This is a genomic window from Hydrogenophaga sp. (assembly GCF_030651625.1).
In the GTDB taxonomy this organism is placed as follows: Bacteria; Pseudomonadota; Gammaproteobacteria; order Burkholderiales; family Burkholderiaceae_C; genus Hydrogenophaga.
In genome coordinates, this window is sequence record NZ_JAUSCF010000039.1 from 108,240 (window position 1) to 127,050 (window position 18,811).

The window sequence follows — 18,811 nt, forward strand, 5'->3', positions numbered from 1 at the left end:
ATCACTAAGGAGCAGAAATGAGCATCGTCGGCGGTATCGGTGGGATAGGAGGTATTGGGGGCATCGGTGGAATAGGCGGCATTGGTGGGATAGGCGGCATTGGTGGGATAGGAGGCATTGGTGGGATAGGAGGCATTGGGGCTGCGTCTCCCGACGCAGTCGTTCTGAACCGCAACGCCATCGCAGGCCCCTTCGAGGGCCCTGTCATCACCCCACCAATTCCGGACTTCAATGACCCGGCCAACCTGAAACTCTGGTCCGACGGTCCTCGCATGGCCGCCTGCTTCAGCGAACTGGTGGAAGGCCTTCAATACAGCGCACACAAGGGGAAGGCAGGGCTGCACTTCGTCGAAGTCACCAAAAAGGGCTGCAAGCAGCGCAATCTGCTGGAGCTCGACGCGCCAGACATGGCACTGCTCAAGAAGCAGATGGAACTGGTGGCTGCCTACGCCGACCTGCGCGGTGACCGGGGTGCCGAGATCCTGTCGCAAATGGGTCTGCCCGTGCCGTTCTGGGCCGCCATCATCGGCATCCTCGATCACAAGCAGAAGAAGACCCTGCAGTTGCTGGGCCTGGCCTTTGCACTGGCCAATCATGTCGAGATGCGCCTCAAGCAGATCTTCGCCGTGGTCCGGCCGGTGGAGCTCTCGCCCCAGATTCAGCCCATGATTGCCACGCCCGGGCATGGCGCCTACCCCAGCGGCCATGCCACCGAGGCGTTCATCGCCGCCACGCTGCTTGACGCCCTGCTGCGCGCCGCTCGGCCTGGCGCCGGCCACAAGGAGGGCAACGAAGCGAGACACGTGCAATTGCAACGACAGGCCTACCGCATCGCGGTCAACCGCACGGTGGCCGGCGTGCACTACCCGGTGGATTCGGCGGTGGGTCGCGTGCTCGGCACCCTGCTAGGTGAATTCATGATTAGCCGCTGCAGCGGCAGCAACCTGCGCGAGCGCGAGTTCTTGGGCAGCACCTACATCGGCCCCGGCGGTAGTGCTCGCGACTTCGACCTGCAGGACTCGATCAACAACGGCGAAGCCGGCCGCCAGGTGGGCCCGGCCTTTGGCCTGCCGACAGGGCCATTGATGGCCTGGCTCTGGGACGAGGCGCTCAAGGAGTGGCAATGAAGGCCGGGCGCGCCAGCGCCCCGAAAGCGCAAGAAGTCTGGGCGCCTCTGCCGCGTGGCCGGTTCACCGGCATCGATTGGTCGGCTCCCGGCGCGCTGGACCGCAGCGACCCGTACCTGGCCTGGGCCGAGACCACCAACTTCTCCGGGTTTCGGGATGCGAACGGCATGCCTGCCGACCCACAGTGGTTGCCGCTGCTGATTGAACTGCTTCCGGGCCACGGCGTGGTCGATCTGGTGGCCGCATCAAACCCCACCTGGCTGCAGGTGCCCATGGTGTACCTTGGCCTGGGAAGCAGTCTGCGCTTCTGCACCGCCAAGGTCAGGCGCGGCTTCTTCAACGCGCTGAAGAAGGGTGGCGCACTCCACGGCATGGTTGCCCGCTACGACCTGGGACTGCCCGTTGGCCACCAGGCTCGGCCGCTTGACCGCCATGCAGGAGACGGCACCCCACCCCCACCTGCCCCCACGCAGGTCAGCGGCAACGTCACTGTGGTGATCGACAACGGCCTGGCACTGGCGCATGCCGACTTCTTGAGTGGCCCGCAGCACAAAACCCGTGTCGCAGCGTTCTGGCGGCAGGACGAAACCGTGGGGCCGCACGGCCGTGCCACCGCCACCCTGCATCCGGAACCGCTTGACCCGGCCCGCGCCGGCCCGGCGCCGGTGGACATGGGCTATGGTCATGAACTGATCCGCTCAGCCATCCAGGCCGCCATCCAATCGCATACGCAGGACGGGCGCGTCGATGAAGATGCGCTGTACAGCTACTGGCAGATGTGGGAGATCAACCACGCCGCCAACCACGGCACCCATGTCAGCAGCCTGGTGGCCGGACCGACCGTCTACACCCACACCATCGGCACAGAGGATAGCCCCCCGGACTGGCAGGACGCAGACGACGTCGCCTCGTGCAACACGCTGCTGGTGGCGCAGCTCGACTGGGCCAGTGTGGCCGACAGCTCCGGCGGCGCATTGACGGTCAGTGTGATGGACGCTCTGGCCTGGGCCCTGGCCCGCTGTGCACCTGATGCCTGCGTCACCATCAACCTGAGCTGGGGTGCGCTGGCGGGGCCGCACAACGGCAGCTCCATTTTGGAAGCGGGCATGGCTCAGCTTATTGCCGCCAGTGGCCTCCACTGTCGCCTGGTCATCCCGGCGGGCAATGCCTACCAGGCGCGCACCCATGCGAATGTCTTGCTCACCGGAAAAGACGCCGCCAAGTTGCACTGGCGTGTGCAACCTGACGACCACACCCAGAGCTTTCTGGAACTCTGGTTTGAAGATCACGAAGATGCCGAACGCACGCTCAGCCAGGTGCTGGTTGAGTTAACGCCACCTGGTACCACTACCCCCCTGCCCCCCATGCCCATCGGGCAATGCGGCGTCTGGCCGTCTGCCGCTTCTCCGCAGGCAGCCATCCTGTTTCCGGTGAAGAGTGCGCTCGGTCACCCCGGGAGTTGCGCCCTCATAGCGCTGGCACCGACGGCACGCTGGTTCAAAGACACGGTGCTCACGCGCGCCGGTGTCTGGCAAGTGCGCCTGATCAACAAGTCCCGCCGTGCTGTGGTCGTTGACGCCTACGTAGAGCGCGACGATGTGCCGCTCGGCGTAGCCAACACGGGCGCTCGCCAGTCCTGGCTGGAAGACCGGCACTACGACACCAGCGGTGGTCTGGGGGGCTTCATTGACCACCCGGACAACCCTTCGCTGGTACGACGCAGCGGCACCTTCAATGACATCGCCACCGGCGCAGGCACGGTATCGGTGGGCGGTGTGCGCTACTTTGCCAGCTCTCAGGACCCGATGGCCCTCTACAGTCCGCGCACACCCGACCCGGATGCCTCACGGCCTGAACGCAAGGGCGTACAAAAGGTACCTGATCGATTTGCCGTCAGTGATGACAGCGCCGGCCTCTGGGGCGTGCGCGCGGCGGGCACCCGTAGCGCGGCTCAGGTGCGACTGGTGGGCACCAGCATGGCCGCACCCCAGATCGCACGCGACTTTGTCAATCAGGGGTGCAAGAAGTGACGTGCTGCCGGCTCAGGGCCAGCCCGTTGCCGATTCAGCTTTTGGCAATTGACTGCAGCCCGTGCCCAGGAGGCACGGCGGCAAGCTCACCAGCGCGCAGGCAGGGTCTTGAGCAGCCAGATCCAGCGCTCGCGCACGGCTATGTAGCCGCCGGTTTCCAGGTCGCGCAGCAGGCGGCTCACCATTTCGCGGGAACACGCCAGGTGCTGTGCCATGGCCTGGTGGGTCAGCCGCTCGCGCAGCATGCGCTCGCCCTTCGCGTCGGGCTCCCTGGCCATCTGGTTGAGCAGCCGAACCAGCCGGCCATACACGTCAATGAGCGCCACGCTGCGGGCGCTCTCTGTGGCCAGACGCGCACGGCGGATGAGCCGGGCCATGAGTTCAAGGGCGAATTCCGGCTCTGATGCGATGTAGCTGAGCAACACGTCGCGCGAGACGACCGAGCAGGTGCAATTCTCAGACGCTTCCACATTGGCCGAGCGCGGGCCGCCGTCGAGCGACATTTCGCCTACGTACTCCATGGGTCCGTAGCTGCCCAGCGTAAGCTCCTTGCCATTGCCGTCGGCCAGGAACGCTCGCAAGCGGCCTTGCTGAACGATATAAAGCGTGTCGCCCGTTTCACCCTCTTGGATCAGCAAGGCGCCACGACGGTAGCGCCTCTGAACGCCCAGCCGGGCCAGGGCCTGAATATGGTGGGTGGATTGGGGGGCTTGAAAGGTGGGGAGCGCCGCGTTCATCCCTCCGATTATGGATGGACGAACTCCGTTGCGCCATGCGCCATGGGTGTGATGATGCGCAGGGCGGGCACCACCGGGGGCAGGCTGTTCACCCGCTGCATGAGCCGGCGGATGCTGGAGCAGCCGGTTTTCTCGCGCAGCGACTTCACCTGGCTGCGCACGGTGGACTCGGCCACGCCATGCTCACGGGCGATCTCGGGCACGCCCAGACCACGGCACAGACCGATCATGACCGACTCTTCACTGGGGCTCAGCCCCTTGGTGCGGGCAAACATGCGCACCGCCAGGTTGTCGCAGGTGCTTTGGCGCTGCAGCAGCACCAGCACGGTGGGCGATTCGGCCTCCAGCGGGTGGCTCAGGGGGATGAAGGCCAGCGACAGCTCAAGATCGTTGTGCTCCAGCAGGACGAGCTTGCGCTGGCCCTTGCAGGCGTGGTCCAGCCCTTGCTGGATCATGGCGCTGTGTTCGGTGGAGCTGCCGAACAGGGAGTTGCCACGCACCATCACCAGTCGAGAGCTGGCCAGTTCGTGACGGGCGAGGTGGTTGGCGTGCTGGATCTGTCCCTGCCCGTCGATCACCAGAACACCGTAGTCGATCTCGTCGAGCATGCGCAGCAGCATGGCTGCACCGGGGCCCTTGGGGGTGGGCGACTGGCGACCCGCCTGGGCCGCCGTACCGTAGTCCATTTCGTTGAGTTGCCACATGATCGGAACCTCCTGAAGTTGGCTTCAGTGTAAGAAGAAGGTCCGTCAAAAGCGCGTATCAAGGTACCCGTCAGTTTGTGCGGTATTACCACTCTGAATTCGGTACTCCCCCCTGGATTGGGTACTCCCCCCTGCGCCGCTGACGCGGCTTCCCCCCTCTCTTGCGCACCTTCGGTGCTTGGAGGGGGGACGGCACCCTTGGGCCGGCGGAGCCGGACCTTCGGTGCCCCTGGATTTGGCGCTACCTCGTGCGTTGTGGACTGGCTCTTTTGCTCAGGCCCCTTCGTCCAACGCCGATGGTCAGGCCTTCCCTATGGCGCTTAGCGTGGCGCGGGTGGTGATGACTTCGAGGTCCAGTACCACCTCGATGAGTGCACCACCCTCCCCCTGCAGCGCGCGCAGCAGGGCCGGCTCGAACTCGCTGGTGTGGGTGATGCGTTCGGCGCGGTAGCCGTACGCTGTGGCGAGTGCGCAGAAGTCGGGGTTGTGCAGGTCGGAGCCGCTGGTTCGGGCGGGGTACTCGCGCTCCTGGTGCATGCGGATGGTGCCAAAGCTGCTGTTGTTGAGCAGCAGCACGATGCTCTTGGCGCCGTGCATCACGGCGGTGGCCAGTTCCTGTCCGTTCATGAGGAAGTCGCCATCGCCCGCAATGGTGAAGGCTGAGCGCCCGGTGAGGATGCTTGCTGCCACACCAGCGGGCACGCCGTAGCCCATGGCGCCGTTGGTGGGCGCGAGCTGGGTCTTGTGGCCTTTGACCAGGCCGTGGTAGCGGTAGAACCGGTGCAGCCAGCTGGCGAAGTTGCCGGCGCCGTTGGTGAGCACCGCATCTGCCGGCAGGTGTTGCTGCAGGGTGTGAATGATGGCCGGCATGTCGATGGTGCCGGGCAGCGTGATGCCGCCGTTGGCGGGGTCGATATTGGCCAGGTAGTCGGCGTGGCAGGCGTTGGCCCATTCGGCCCAGGGCACCGAGGGCGGTGCCGACAGCACTTCGAGGCTGCGCGCGGCGGCGTTCATGGTGGCGCAGATGGCCAGGGTGGCCTGGTACACGCGGTTGAGTTCTTCGGCGCTGGAATGGATGTGCACCAGCTTCTGCCGGGCCACGGGCGCCTGGATGAGCGTGTAGCCCCCTGTGGTGGACTCGCCCAGCCGGGGCCCGAGCGCGATCAGCAAGTCGCTGTCGCGCACGCGGGCAGCCAGCGCGGGGTTGATGCCCAGGCCCACGTCGCCGGCGTAAAGCGGGTGGTGGTTGTCGAAGGTGTCCTGAAAGCGGAAGGCGTTGGCCACGGGGAGTTGCCAGTTCTCTGCAAAGCGCTGCAGGGCTGCGGCGGCCTGCGGAGTCCAGCCGCCACCGCCTGCAATCACCAGCGGGCGCTTCGCCTGCATCAGCAGCTCGCGCAACTCACGCAGCGAGCCCGGGTCGCTCCAGGCCTGCACCGGCTCCACGCGTGGCAAGGGTTCGGCATCGACAGTCTGCGTGAGCATGTCTTCCGGCAGTACCAGCACCACCGGTCCGGGCCGGCCGTTCATGGCGGTGGCAAAGGCGCGGGCCACGTATTCAGGGATGCGCCGGGCGTCGTCGATGCGCTCCACGCGCTTGGCCATGCCCTTGGTACCGGGGCCAAAGAAGGCGCTGTAGTCGACCTCCTGAAAAGCCTCGCGATCGCGCGCGTCGCTGGCCACGTCACCCACGAAAAGCACCATGGGCGTGGAGTCCTGAAACGCGGTGTGCACACCAATGGAGGCGTTGGTGGCGCCTGGCCCCCGGGTGACAAAACACACCCCGGGCCGCCCGGTGAGCTTGCCCTGGGCTTCGGCCATGAAGGCAGCGCCGCCCTCTTGCCGGTTGGTGATGAAGCGGATGCGGTCGGCACGCGCATGAAAGCCGTCCAGCACGGCAAGATAGCTTTCGCCCGGCACGCCGAATGCGTGGGTCACGCCCTGGGCGATGAGGCAATCAACGAGAAGGTGTCCAGCAAGTTGGTTCGTCATGCGGCAATTGTGCCCGCACACGCGCGACGATGGCTCAGCGGCTTTCGCCTGCTGGACCGCTGTTGTCTTCGTTGCCGGCAATGGCCTGAATGGCCATCTGCACCACCGCGTGCGTGTCCACCGGACGCAACCAGCGGCGGCGAATCAGCTTGATGCAACTGCGCCGGCTCATGGAATGCGCCCTCCCGCCGCTGCTGGTGAACATGAACAGGGTGCCGCGTGCGCTGGCCCAGATCATCTGGGCGCGCAGCCATTCGCCGTGCGAGGACAGGTCGATCCAGTCGCCGACGCGCAACTGGGACAGAACGGTTTCGGCGTCCTGATCCGACATGGGTGCGCCAATGGCGGGCGCTTCGTCGTCGCCGGCCTCATCGGCCGGAAAATCGGACAAGTCGCCAAAGTCGGTGGATGGTCCCTCTTCAAAGCCGGCCGCATGGAGCTCCCGCCGGTCCAGCCAAGGCTCTTCGGCGTCGCGCAAACGCAGTTGCTCCGAGGTGGCCGGCAGCGTTTCATCGAGGTCCATGGACATTGACGAGTTTTCCAGCGGCGTGGGGCCAGAGATCGTTCCGTCGTGCCTAACCCGGGCGCGGCGAGCCCCCAGCACGGGCTCGTGCAGGCGCATGAGCGCATCGAAAAAGGGCTTGGTTTCGTCCTTGCTCATGCCCAGCATGTCGAGCCCTTTGTGCAGGGTCTGGATCAGATCGGGCAAGATTTCAAAAAGCTGGACGGGGCGGCGCATGACCACCTCTTTGCGCCCGCACCAGAGCAGCGGCTCCACGGCGGCGCGGTAGCCACCTGGATCATCGCCACCATGGGGGTGGGTCAGGCGTGCCGAGGCGATCACGAGCGACCAGATACGGCTCAGGAAGTCCACGATGAAGCCGGGCACACCCTCCAGATCGGCCTGCTGGCCCAGTTCGCGGGTGAAGTGGTCGGCCAGTGCCTGGCGCTCGTCGGCAAAGCGCATGGCGCGCAGGCGCTGGTCCTTGAGCACCTTTTCGCGTTGGTCCTGGTTGTCCCAGAGTTCACGCATGGCGGTCAGCACGTCCGCAAAAACCTTGGGGTCTTCGGTGGCGGAATCGTTGAGCAGGTTGAACGCGAGGCGCACCGGCTGCATGAAATCGTTGAAGTCCGCAGAGAACTCGTCGTTGTACTTGAAGGAACGCTGGGCCACGCTTTCCACCAGCCGGCGCGCCGGGTGATCGGCTTCGCTAAAAAAACGCGGGTGAACCAGTGCCAGCCTGAGCAAAGCGGGTTCAACGGCCACTATGCCTTCGCGTACGGGTGCCAGCAGCAACGGGTCGCGCGCCACCTGGTTCACCAGACGCCGAACCACGTCAATGCCCATGGCCTGCGCCACATGCTCGGCCTTCAGCTTGAGCATCAGCACCACGCGAGCGCGCTCGCGTGGATCGGCGAAGGCGCCCCAGTCGGTGGCGTTGAGGCGGGAATCGATGTCGACCTCCCGCGCCGAACGGTCGACCGCTGGCAGGGCCTGGTCAAGATGCGAATGGTCCACCACCTCACTGAGCACCGGCAGGGCTGCGTGTTCGTCAAGCTGCGCCAGTTCCTGCTTGACCTTCTCAAAATAATCGTCTGTCAGCGCCCGCGCAAAGGGCACGCCACCGTGATGCAGAAACGCCAGCAAGATCGCCTGGCTCACTTCCGACTTGGCGCGGGCCAGTGCAGGCATGGTGGGCAGCACCAGCCGCGCCGGTTTCGCCGCAATGGAGAAAGCACCGCCCCGGCCTTCCAGGCCAGATTCGTCGCCGAGCAGGTCCCGGCGCGGTGGCGGTGCGGGCTGGGGGGCTTCGACCAGCCGCACCCGGTAGCTCACCTGGTCCTGGGTGGCACGCTGGAGCATGAGCGCCAGGTGCTGGTAAAGGCGACGCAACTCAAGACCCAGCGTGGGCGAGAGGTGACGAAGCCAGATCGAGCGGGTTCCAGGACTGGGTTCGACAGATGCCATCAGGTCGCGCAACACGCCCACGAAGACCGAGGGTCGCAACGGGGTGTTTTCGACATGCACCGCACTCTGCCCGCTGAGCGAGCTCAAGCGGGCATCCAGCGCCGCCAGGTCCTGTTCAACCAGCGTCTGCAGTTCTTGAAGCAGACGGGCTGCATCAAGCCATTCGTTCACCGCCTGTTCGTCTTCCAGGGCCAGTTCGTGCCTGGAGGCGTGCAGGTGCAGCGCCTTGTCGGGCCCTTGGTTGCCGTGCTGGCCAGCGGTGAAGGCCTCACGCAGCAAGTGGGCGTAGGCATGGCACCAGTCGGCCTTGTTCTGAAGCAGGTCCCACCAGACCTTGGACGCTGCGTCATGAACCACCACCTCGCGCCCCTGCCCAGCCAGCGCCTTGAGAGAGGTCACGGCGTCGTCGAGGCACCTCCCGATCAGATCAGGAGACCGCCGCAGCGCTTCCTTCAGGCACTGTGACAACAAGGGGGAGGTGACCAACATGGCAGAAAACTGACTCGATGCGGATGTAGTGGGTGCGAATTTATACCCGGGAACCGGGTGCCTTCATGAGGGTTGTCGGTCATGCAGGCGATGCCTGAGCACCCGAGGTTCCAGACGGCGCCTACTGAGCTACCGGCGGTCAATTCTGGGATCACCGACCCGTCGATACCCTGGCGGCTGGTCGGACCACCCCCGATGCGGCGCACTTGGCCCGCAGTCGATGGGTCCGGAAATCAGGCCGGCTCTGGTGCCGAGGGCTGGGCCACATCGCGGGCCATGGCCGTGATGGCCTTCTGCACCACGCCGCGCGATTCGATCGGACGCAGCAGGCGGTTGGCGATCAGCCGCTCGCAGCTGCGTTTTGTCATGGAGTGCGGCCGACCCCCACGGCTGACGAACATGAACAGCGTGCCTTTGCTGCTGGCCCAGATGAGTTGAGCCCGCAACCACTCACGGCGCGAGTTCAGATCGACCCAGTCGCCCTCGCGCAGCCCCGCCAGCACGGTCGCCGGGTCGATCGACTCCAGGCTGTCGCCCGCGACCGCCTGCACCATGGCTTGCTCGTCTGCCTCGTGGGCCTGCGCGGCCACCTGGCTTTCAATGAGGTCGGCGTAGTCGGTGGGCAAGGTGTCTTCGAACCCGGCAGCGTCGAGTTCACGCCGGCCCAGCCACGGCTGGCCAGACTGACGGGGTTTGCGCTGCTCGGGCGTCGCGGGCAGGGTTTCGTCCAGATCCATCGACATGGACGAACTCTCCAGCGGCACCGGACCAGACGCGCTGGCGTCGTTGCGGGTGCGGGCGCGGCGCAGGCCCAGCACCGGCTCGTGCAGTCGCATCAGGGCGTCGAAGAAGGGTTTGGTTTCTTCGCGGGTCTGGCCCAGCATGTCCAGCCCAGAATGCAGGGTGCTCAGCATCTGGGGAATGATCTCGAAGAGCTGGGCAGGCCGTTTGAGCGTGACTTCTTTCTTGACGCTCCAGAGCAGGTGAGACACCGTCTTCTTGTATCCACCCGGATCATGGTGCTGCGTCTGGTCGTTGAGCTTGGCCGACGCGATCACCAGCGACCAGGGGCCGTACAGGAAGTCGAGAATCACACCCGGTGCATGATCAATGTCGGCACGCTGGCTCAGATCCCATGCGATCTGGTCGGCCAGTGACTGGCGCTCCTCGGCATAGCGAACCGACTGCAATCCCTGGTCCTGCTGCTGCAGGTCGGCTTCGTCTTGCGACCGCCAGCGCTCTTCCAGGTTCTCAAGGACATCGGCAAAGGCGGTGGAGTCGGCATGCTTAGAGGCGTTGAGCTCCCGGAAGGCCTGCTGCACCGGCTGGAAGAACTGGTCGAACTCGCTTGCGAATTCATCGTTGTATTTGAAGCTGCGCTGGGCGACGCTCTCGATCAACCGCCGCGCAGGGTGCTCGTCCTCGCTGAAGAAGCGGGGATTGGCCATGGCCTGGCGCAGCAGCGCAGGTTCCAGCGCCACCACCGCTTCACGCACGGGGGCCAGCAGCAGCGGGTCGCTGGCCACCTGGTTGACGAGTGTGCGCACCACATCGAGGCCAACCGCCTGGCTGACCTTCTGGGCCTTTTGCTTGAGCTGCAACAACAGCCGCGAGCGTTCGTGAGCGGCGGCGAAATCACCCCATGCGTCAGCGCTGAGCTCACTGCCAATTCCCACCTCACGGGCGGGCCGGTCCACCGCCGTGACGTCGCGGTATTGCATGCGTTGCTGCTGAAGCAACCGCTCGTCAACCGGCGCGGCGGGCGCCATGCGCTCCACTTCCTGCAGCTCGCGCTCAACCTGCTGGTAGTACCCGCCTTCCAGAGGGCGCTCGTAGCGGCTGTGATCGTGTTCCAGAAAGTCATGGAACACGCGGTGCTGCACGTCAGACTGCAACCGCCCCAGGTGCGACATGGGCGGCAGGTCGTGGCCGGGATAATCCAGCGGCGCACCACCGGAATGGCGCCCGTTCGCACCGCCCTGCTCGCTCAGTTGGCCCCACTGCGACCCTTCTGTTCCACCCGCAGCACGCGGACCCTGTCCGTCTGGCGCCAGCCGCACGCGGTAGCCCGCCTCCCTCACGTTGGCCTGCTGCAGCAGCAAAGCCAGCTTTTCGTAAATCTTCTTGAGTTCTCGCCCCAGCGGATGTCCCATGTGGCGCAGCCAGAGACCCCTGATTTCGGAGTCGGGCTCGTCGCTCGACATCAGGTCGCGCAACACCCGCACAAACACAGAAGGGCGCAAGGGGTTCAGTTCGGCGCGAACGGTGCCCTCACCAATGACCGAACTCATCAGCGCATCCAGAACCGCCAGTTCCTGTTCAAGCGCAGGCTGGATGCTCTGCAGCAGGCGCGCAGACTCCAACGATTCATTCACTGCCTCTTCGTCCACCAGCGACAGCATGACCGACTCCGACAGCGTAGCCGGTCGGGAAAACTGGGTATCGCTTGTCACGCCGTCGAAGGCTTCGCGCAATCGCTGCGGGTAGGCTTGCGACCATTGGGCCTTGTGCTGGAGCAGGAGCCACCAGCCCCGGGCCACGCGATCCCGCATGGCCGTGTCAGATCCCTGGTTTTCGGCGGTCTGCAATTCGGCAATGGCGGTCTCCATGCAGCGGCTCAGCATTCCAGGCGCTTCGATGAGCACTTGCTGAAAACACTTTTGGAGCAATCGGGGGGGCGCCGTCATTGTCGGTCTGCGGGTATCTGCCAGGCGATCAGGAAGTGGACAAGCCGCAGTTATACCTTCTCGAACGATGGGCAGCCGCACCAGAGGAAAAATTTCAGCGGCAGCGCAAAGGACTGCGACGTAAATTCAATCGAAAGACCTCAGCGCGGCGGTTGTGCCGCTGGTTTGTTTCCTGATCAAGCCACGGCAAGCGCGGTGCGCCTGACACGACGCACGTTGAATGCACTCACGATGAGCACGCCCTGTACCAGCGCCAGCCCGAGCAGCACACCCTGGAAAAGGCCCCTGTCCATCATCAGGCCGAAGATCAGAGGCGCGATCGCCTGTCCGATGTCCAGGCCAGAGTAAACCACCCCATAAACACGACCCGTGGCGTTCTCGGGTGTGGACTTCTTGACCAGCAGGTCACGGGAAGGCCCGGCAATACCGGCCGCAAAGCCCATGGCTCCGAACAGCACAGGCACCGCCATCGCCGCCAGATTGCCAAACGCGAGCAGCAAGGCAATGCTGGCAGCGATGCCAAAGCCCACGCCCACCACCCGCTCGCACCGAGCGGGGTCGGAAGCCAGGAATCCGCCCAGCACCATGCCCCCGGCCGCGCTGAGCATGTAGGTGGTCAGGCAGACCGCCACCAGGGCCAGTGGCACGTCGTGCAACTGTCGCGCGGCCTCCGGGGCGAACGCCTGCACCACACTGAGCGCCATGGCGAAGAGAAAAAAGAAGGCAAAACACATCCATACCGCCGGGATGCGCAGAAATGCCAGCGAACTCTCGGCAGCGGATGGACCAGTCGCACTGCGGTCGGGCTGCGGAGCGGCGGGCAGGTTCAAGCGTTCACGGTGAAACCACAGCACCGCCAGCACGACCAGAACCAGCACGCCGGCGCTTATCAGCGCCGCGCGCCAGGAATACGCCAGGGCGATGGGCACCAGCATGGCCGGCGCCAGCGCCCAGCCCAGGTTGCCGGTGATGCCATGCACGCTGTAGGCATGCCCCAGGCGCAGGGCGCTGACCTTGCGATTGAGCAAGGTGTAGTCCACCGGATGAAACACCCCGTTGCCCACACCGGCCACCACGGCAAAGGCCGCCAGCATGCCGTAGCTGGTGCTTGCGGCAAAGCCGAAGGCGGCCACCCCAAGGAGAGAAAGACCCGCAAACAGAACCGGGCGCGGCCCGAGGCGATCGACGACAAAGCCAGACGCGGTCTGCACAGCACAGGAAGTGACGAAAAAGACCGTCATCAAAAAACCCAGCTCCGCGTAACTGGCATCGAACGCGTCTTTCAGCCAGGGGAACAGCGGCGCCAGCAACAGCTGGCTGAAGTGGCTGATCATGTGCGCGAGCCCCACCAGCCCGATCAGGCTGGCGTCCTGCCGCAGCGGGACTTGGCCCATGGGAGGCAGGGCGTGAGAGGTGCTTGATGAAGACATGACGAGATCGTAGACTCGACCAGAATCGCCGAATCACGACGATACGTCATGTTTCGTCGATTTGAAGCCAAACTGTGTTCGCCTGCGCATGCCCTCACCTCGACCAAAGCCTCCTCTGCACCGCCCCCCACCAACACCGATCGGCGACACCGATCCCTTCACACCCGATGAAGTCCGGCCGGTGCGGGTGCGCGCACGCGCACTCAGCGCCGACACCCACTTCGAACCCCATTGCCACCCATGGGGCCAGTTGGCGTACTGCGCCACAGGTATCGTGCAAGTCATGGTGGAGCCAGAAAACGTGGGGCTTCAGGCTGTGACCTTCATCGTTCCGCCCTCCCGTGCGGTATGGATTCCGGCCAATACGCGGCACGCGGTCTCGGTGCGCGAAGCGGCTGAACTTCGCACGCTGTACATCCACGCAAATGCCCAGTCTTGTGTGGGGTTGTCCTGCCGCATGATTCGCGTCTCACCACTGCTGCGCGAGCTGGTACAGGCCATGGACGCAGACTCTCGCCGCGCCGCCGAGCCTGTTCGCGATCGTCTGCTGACCGGTCTGGTGCTGGACGAACTGGCCCATGCCGACACCCAACCGCTTGGCGTACCGCTGCCTCATGACAAGCGTCTGAAGGCGCTGTGCGAAGCCGTGTTGCGCGCGCCCGGCGAACGCGCCACCCTGGCGCAATGGGCTGCGAATGCGGGCGCCAGCGAGCGCACCATGGCCCGGCTGTTTCGCGAAGAGCTGGGCACCACGTACCAGGAGTGGCGGCGGCAGGCGATGCTCGCGCACGCCCTGCCTTTGCTGGCGCGCGGGGCGTCTGTGGGTCTGGTGGCGGCTGCCACTGGCTACAGCAGCGACAGCGCCTTCAGCGCCATGTTCAAGGCGGCAGTGGGACACCCGCCCACGCGCTGGAGCCAGCAGGCGGATTTTTAGGCCGTGCTGCACGCCTCCCGAGCGCTGGCGCGGCAAACGGTCAAGGCACTGTCATATCTGACAGGTAACCTGTTAGAGGGGTAGCGTCACCTCTGTCAAAGTGACGTCGTGTCCCACTGACGCAGGGAGAAAACACATGCCCACCATCCGACGATTCATGAAGACACCTCGCGCATGGGAAGCGCTGGCACGACCCGACCTGATGGGTCGGGAAGCGCACACCCTGCTGCTGATGGCCAACGGCAGGCGCAGCAGGCTTGAACTCTCGACCCTGCTGGGTCAAGACATCGACGAGCTGGCGAACAGGTTGCAGGCGAGGGGTTACCTCAAGGAAACGGAACTGAGACTGCCCGGCGATGTCGACGAGGAAAGCTCAGCCAGCGCCTGAACTGGAATTGCCAGAATCAAGCGAGCGGGTCATCAAGCCAACGTAGCCTGCGAATCGACCTCTTGAAGAACACGGGTGCCGGTGCCGCGAAGTGCGGGGGGCAGCCTCCATTTGCGTCAGAGCCAGCGTTTCAACAGGCCAATGACCTGAGCAAACCGCTTACCGTAAGGGGGGTAGAACAGGTGGCCCATGGCGAACCTGGACTGCACCAGCACCGGCTTCTCCTGGGTGAAGCGCAGGAAACCCACCTTGCCGTGGTAGGCACCCCAACCGCTTTCACCCACACCGCCGAATGGCAGGTGTTCGTGCGCCACGTGCATCAGGGTGTCGTTCACACTGACACCTCCGCTCACAGTGCGCATGAGAACCTTGTCGCGGTTGGCATCGTCACGGCCAAACCAGTACAGCGCCAGGGGGCGGGGGCGGGCGTTGATGGTGGCAATCGCCTCGTCCAGACTGCCATACGAGAAAACCGGCAAGACGGGACCAAAAATCTCCTCTGTCATCAATCGCGCATCGGGCCGCACATCAAACACCAACGCTGGCGCCAGCTGGCGCCGGGCCGAGTCTGCCGAAGGGGTCACATCCCACCCCGACACACGCGCACCCTGCTTTCGCGCTTCATCGACCAGCGCCAGCAGCCGGACACGGTGACGTTCGCTGACGATGGATGCGTAGTCGGGATTGCCTTCGAAGGAGGGGAACAGTTTGCTTGCGGCAGCCCAGTAGGCGCTCTCGAAGGCGGCCTCCGTACCCCTGGGCAACATCACGTAGTCCGGAGCGATGCAGGTCTGGCCGGCGTTGAGCAGCTTGCCATGGGCAATCTTGATGGCCGCATCTTGCAGGTCACAGGACGCGTCAATGATGCAGGGCGACTTGCCGCCCAGTTCCAGGGTGGTGGGCGTCAGGTTGGCGGCTGCAGCCGCGGCCACCTGCCGGCCCACCTGCGTCGAGCCAGTGAAGAAGAGGTGATCGAACGGCAGCCGGGAAAACGCCTGCGCGACATCGCTGCCGCCCTGAACCACACAGAACTCGTCAGCCGCGAAAGTCTGGTGCACCAGTGAAGCCATCAGCGCAGAGCTCTGGGGTGTGAGTTCGCTGGGCTTGAGCATCACGCGGTTGCCTGCGGCCAGCGCCGTGGCGGCAGGACCCAGCGTGAGCTGCAGTGGGTAATTCCAGGGACCAATCACTCCAACCACGCCCAGTGGCTGAGGCTGGATGTAACCCCGGGCTGGCAGCAGGTAGAAGGGCGTGCGCACCCGGTGGCGCTTCATCCATCGCGGCAATTCCTTGTGCAGCTGGGCCATGCCGGCGCGCAGGACGAAGAGATCGGCGGCTTCGGTCAACGACCTGGAGCGCACGCCGAAGTCCGCCTCTACAGCATCGGAAAGGGCCGCCGCATGGGTTTCGATCAGGTCACGCAGCCGGCCAAGCCGGTCACGACGCAAGCTCAAGGGCACGTCCACTTGCGCCCGGCTTGCGGCGTGCTGCGCCTCGAACAAGGCATGCAGCGGAAAATCTGGCGGGTTCTGGGTCATGAGAGGCATGATAGGCCGCGAAGCCTGTCTCGGGTAGGGCCTGGGCTCCAAACGGTCTGGAGCCCAGGCCTTTGCCGTCCGGTGACGCTCAGGCAGCGCTCAAGGCCTCGCCGAACTCGAACACACCGGGGTTGCGCACCGGATCCACCCCTACCGGAATCACCGACTTGGGTGGATACCGCCCTTCCAGCAGCAACTTGGAAAGCGGGTTCTCGATGCGCTGCTGGATGGCGCGCTTCAAAGGCCTGGCACCAAACACGGGATCGAAGCCCACCTTGGCCAGTTCGGCCAGGGCGGCGGGTGCCACCTCCAGCCGCAGGTCCATCTTCTGCAGGCGCGCTTGCAGCGCCTTGAGCTGGATACCCGCGATGGACTCGATGTGCTGAGCGTCCAGCGCGTGGAACACCACCGTCTCGTCAATGCGGTTCAGGAATTCGGGCCGGAAGTGGTTCTTCAGCTCGCCCCAGACCGCGTCCTTCACGTCCTCGTAGGGATCGCCCACCATGGCCTGGATGAGGTGCGAGCCGATGTTGCTGGTCATCACGATCACGGTGTTCTTGAAGTCCACGGTGCGGCCCTGGCCGTCGGTCAGACGACCGTCGTCCAGCACCTGCAGCAACACGTTGAACACGTCGGGGTGGGCCTTCTCCACCTCGTCGAGCAGCAACACGCTGTAAGGCTTGCGGCGCACCGCTTCGGTGAGGTAGCCGCCCTCCTCGTAGCCCACGTAGCCCGGTGGCGCGCCGATCAGGCGGGCCACGGAATGCTTCTCCATGAACTCGCTCATGTCCACACGGATGAGATGCTCTTCCGTGTCAAACAGGAAACCCGCGAGCGCCTTGCAGAGCTCTGTCTTGCCCACGCCGGTCGGGCCCAGGAACAGGAACGAACCGGTGGGCCGGTTCGGGTCAGACAGCCCCGAGCGCGAGCGGCGAATGGCGTTGGCCACGGCGGCAATCGCCTCGTCCTGCCCCACCACGCGGTCGTGCAGCTTGACCTCCATCTGCAACAGCTTGTCCCGTTCGCCCTGCATCATTTTGGACACGGGGATACCGGTGGCACGGCTCACCACCTCAGCAATCTCTTCGGCCCCCACCTGGGTGCGCAACAGCTTGGGTGCAGACCCTTCGGTGCCTTTGGCGGTTTCCTTGTCCTGTGCTTCCTTCAACCGCTTTTCCAGTTCTGGCAGGCGGCCGTACTGCAGTTCGGCGACCTTGTTGAAGTCACCCTTGCGGGTCTGTTCCTCGATCTGCAGCTTGAGCTTCTCGATTTCTTCGCGCACGTGCTGGCTGCCCTGGGCCTGGGCCTTTTCGCTCTTCCAGATTTCATCCAGGTCGGCAATCTCTTTTTGCAACCGGTGGATCTCTTCCTCGATCAGCGCGAACCGCTTTTGCGAAGCTTCGTCCTGCTCCTTGCGCACGGCTTCGCGCTCGATCTGCAGCTGGATCAGGCGGCGATCGAGCTTGTCCATGACTTCCGGCTTGGAGTCGATCTCGATCTTGATCTTGGCGGCGGCCTCGTCGATCAGGTCGATGGCCTTGTCGGGCAGGAAGCGGTCGGTGATGTAGCGGTGCGAAAGCTCGGCCGCAGCGACGATGGCCGGATCCGTGATCTCCACGCCGTGGTGCACTTCGTACTTCTCCTGCAGGCCACGCAGGATGGCGATGGTCTGCTCCACCGTGGGCTCGTCGACCAGCACCTTCTGGAAACGGCGCTCCAGCGCAGCGTCTTTCTCAATGTATTTGCGGTACTCGTCCAGCGTGGTCGCGCCAATGCAATGCAGTTCGCCCCGTGCCAGCGCAGGCTTGAGCATGTTGCCGGCATCCATCGCCCCCTCGGCCTTGCCGGCCCCCACCATGGTGTGGAGTTCGTCAATGAACAGGATGATTCGGCCCTCGTCCTGCGAAACTTCCTTGAGCACCGACTTGAGGCGTTCCTCGAATTCGCCGCGGAATTTGGCGCCCGCCAGCAAGCCCGCCATGTCGAGCACCAGCACGCGCTTGTCGCGCAGGCTCTCGGGCACTTCGCCATTGACGATGCGCTGCGCAAGGCCTTCCACGATGGCGGTCTTGCCCACACCAGGCTCACCGATCAGCACCGGGTTGTTCTTGCTGCGGCGCTGCAGCACCTGGATCGCCCGACGGATCTCGTCGTCACGACCGATCACCGGGTCCAGCTTGCCGGAGCGGGCGCGCTCGGTGAGGTCCAGGGTGTATTTCTTCAGCGCTTCGCGCTGGCCTTCGGCCTCGGGGCTGTCCATCTTCTGACCACCGCGCACGGCTTCAATGGCGCTTTCCAGGCTCTTCCTCGAAAGCCCGTTCTCGTTTGCCAGTCGGCCGATTTCGCCTTTGGCATCGGCAATGGCCAGCAGGAACAGCTCGGAGGCCACGAACTGGTCTCCCCGCTTGATGGCCTCCTTTTCGGTGGCCTGCAGCAGCTTGGCCAGCTCCTGCCCGACCTGCACTTGGTCCTGGCCCTGCACTTCTGGCAGGCGCTTCACGGCGGCTTCGGCTGCCTTGCTCAGGCTGGCCACGTTCACGCCGGCGCGTTGCAGCAGCGACTGCGGGCCGTCGGGCTGGCGCAGCATCGCCAGCAGCAGATGGGCCGGTTCGATGTAGGCGTTGTCATTGCCCAGCGCCAGCGTCTGGGCTTCGCTCAGGGCTTCCTGGAACTTGGTGGTGAGTTTGTCGAGTCGCATGCGGAGGCACTCCGGAAAAATGAATTACAGGCCATCTGGCGCTTTTTCTTTCATTTTCAAGCGGGGTTTGCATTCGCACCCGTCAAGCGCA

At 64.7% G+C, this 18,811-nt stretch carries 12 protein-coding genes; 4 read left to right on the forward strand and 8 right to left on the reverse strand.

The window, feature by feature from the left end; genetic code table 11:
* Positions 1-17: 17 nt before the first annotated feature.
* Positions 18-1,127: a phosphatase PAP2 family protein gene (locus Q7V46_RS18870; RefSeq protein WP_304915114.1), complete on the forward strand. Its 1,110-nt coding sequence runs from the start codon at positions 18-20 to the stop codon at positions 1,125-1,127.
* On the forward strand, positions 1,124-3,157 hold the full coding sequence (locus tag Q7V46_RS18875) for a hypothetical protein (protein ID WP_304915115.1): 2,034 nt from the start codon (positions 1,124-1,126) through the stop codon (positions 3,155-3,157). The genes Q7V46_RS18870 and Q7V46_RS18875 overlap by 4 nt, the downstream gene beginning before the upstream one ends.
* An 86-nt stretch (positions 3,158-3,243) precedes the next feature.
* Here Q7V46_RS18875 and Q7V46_RS18880 read toward each other — a convergent pair whose 3' ends face one another.
* The 6 genes from Q7V46_RS18880 to Q7V46_RS18905 form a co-directional block, all read right to left on the reverse strand.
* Complete coding sequence (locus Q7V46_RS18880; protein ID WP_304915116.1) at positions 3,244-3,894, reverse strand: Crp/Fnr family transcriptional regulator; 651 nt, start codon at positions 3,892-3,894, stop codon at positions 3,244-3,246.
* Between the two features lie 8 nt (positions 3,895-3,902).
* Positions 3,903-4,598, reverse strand: a complete 696-nt coding sequence (locus tag Q7V46_RS18885; protein ID WP_304915117.1) for a LuxR C-terminal-related transcriptional regulator — start codon at positions 4,596-4,598, stop codon at positions 3,903-3,905.
* Between the two features lie 300 nt (positions 4,599-4,898).
* Positions 4,899-6,587: a thiamine pyrophosphate-binding protein gene (locus Q7V46_RS18890; RefSeq protein WP_304915118.1), complete on the reverse strand. Its 1,689-nt coding sequence runs from the start codon at positions 6,585-6,587 to the stop codon at positions 4,899-4,901.
* 34 nt (positions 6,588-6,621) lie between these two features.
* A complete protein-coding gene (locus Q7V46_RS18895) occupies positions 6,622-9,045 on the reverse strand; it encodes a DUF1631 family protein (protein ID WP_304915119.1) in 2,424 nt (807 codons plus the stop codon).
* A 233-nt stretch (positions 9,046-9,278) separates the two neighbouring features.
* Positions 9,279-11,732, reverse strand: coding sequence for a DUF1631 family protein (locus Q7V46_RS18900; protein ID WP_304915120.1), 2,454 nt, complete (start codon positions 11,730-11,732; stop codon positions 9,279-9,281).
* Positions 11,733-11,908: 176 nt separating this feature from the next.
* Positions 11,909-13,162, reverse strand: coding sequence for an MFS transporter (locus Q7V46_RS18905; protein ID WP_304915121.1), 1,254 nt, complete (start codon positions 13,160-13,162; stop codon positions 11,909-11,911).
* Between the two features lie 88 nt (positions 13,163-13,250).
* On the opposite strand from Q7V46_RS18905, the gene Q7V46_RS18910 reads away from it, so the two are divergent.
* Entirely contained in the window at positions 13,251-14,096 is an 846-nt protein-coding gene (locus Q7V46_RS18910) for a helix-turn-helix domain-containing protein (RefSeq protein WP_304915122.1), read from the forward strand.
* Positions 14,097-14,232: 136 nt separating this feature from the next.
* A complete protein-coding gene (locus Q7V46_RS18915; RefSeq protein ID WP_304915123.1) occupies positions 14,233-14,484 on the forward strand; it encodes a hypothetical protein in 252 nt (83 codons plus the stop codon).
* A gap of 116 nt (positions 14,485-14,600) precedes the next feature.
* On the opposite strand, the gene Q7V46_RS18920 is transcribed toward Q7V46_RS18915, so the two are convergent.
* Both Q7V46_RS18920 and clpB read right to left on the reverse strand, forming a co-directional pair.
* The gene (locus Q7V46_RS18920; RefSeq protein ID WP_304915124.1) at positions 14,601-16,022 is read right to left on the reverse strand and encodes a coniferyl aldehyde dehydrogenase; all 1,422 of its coding nucleotides are present in this window, start codon (positions 16,020-16,022) and stop codon (positions 14,601-14,603) included.
* An 88-nt stretch (positions 16,023-16,110) separates the two neighbouring features.
* Positions 16,111-18,720, reverse strand: a complete 2,610-nt coding sequence (gene clpB / locus Q7V46_RS18925; RefSeq protein WP_304915125.1) for an ATP-dependent chaperone ClpB — start codon at positions 18,718-18,720, stop codon at positions 16,111-16,113.
* Positions 18,721-18,811 lie beyond the last annotated feature (91 nt).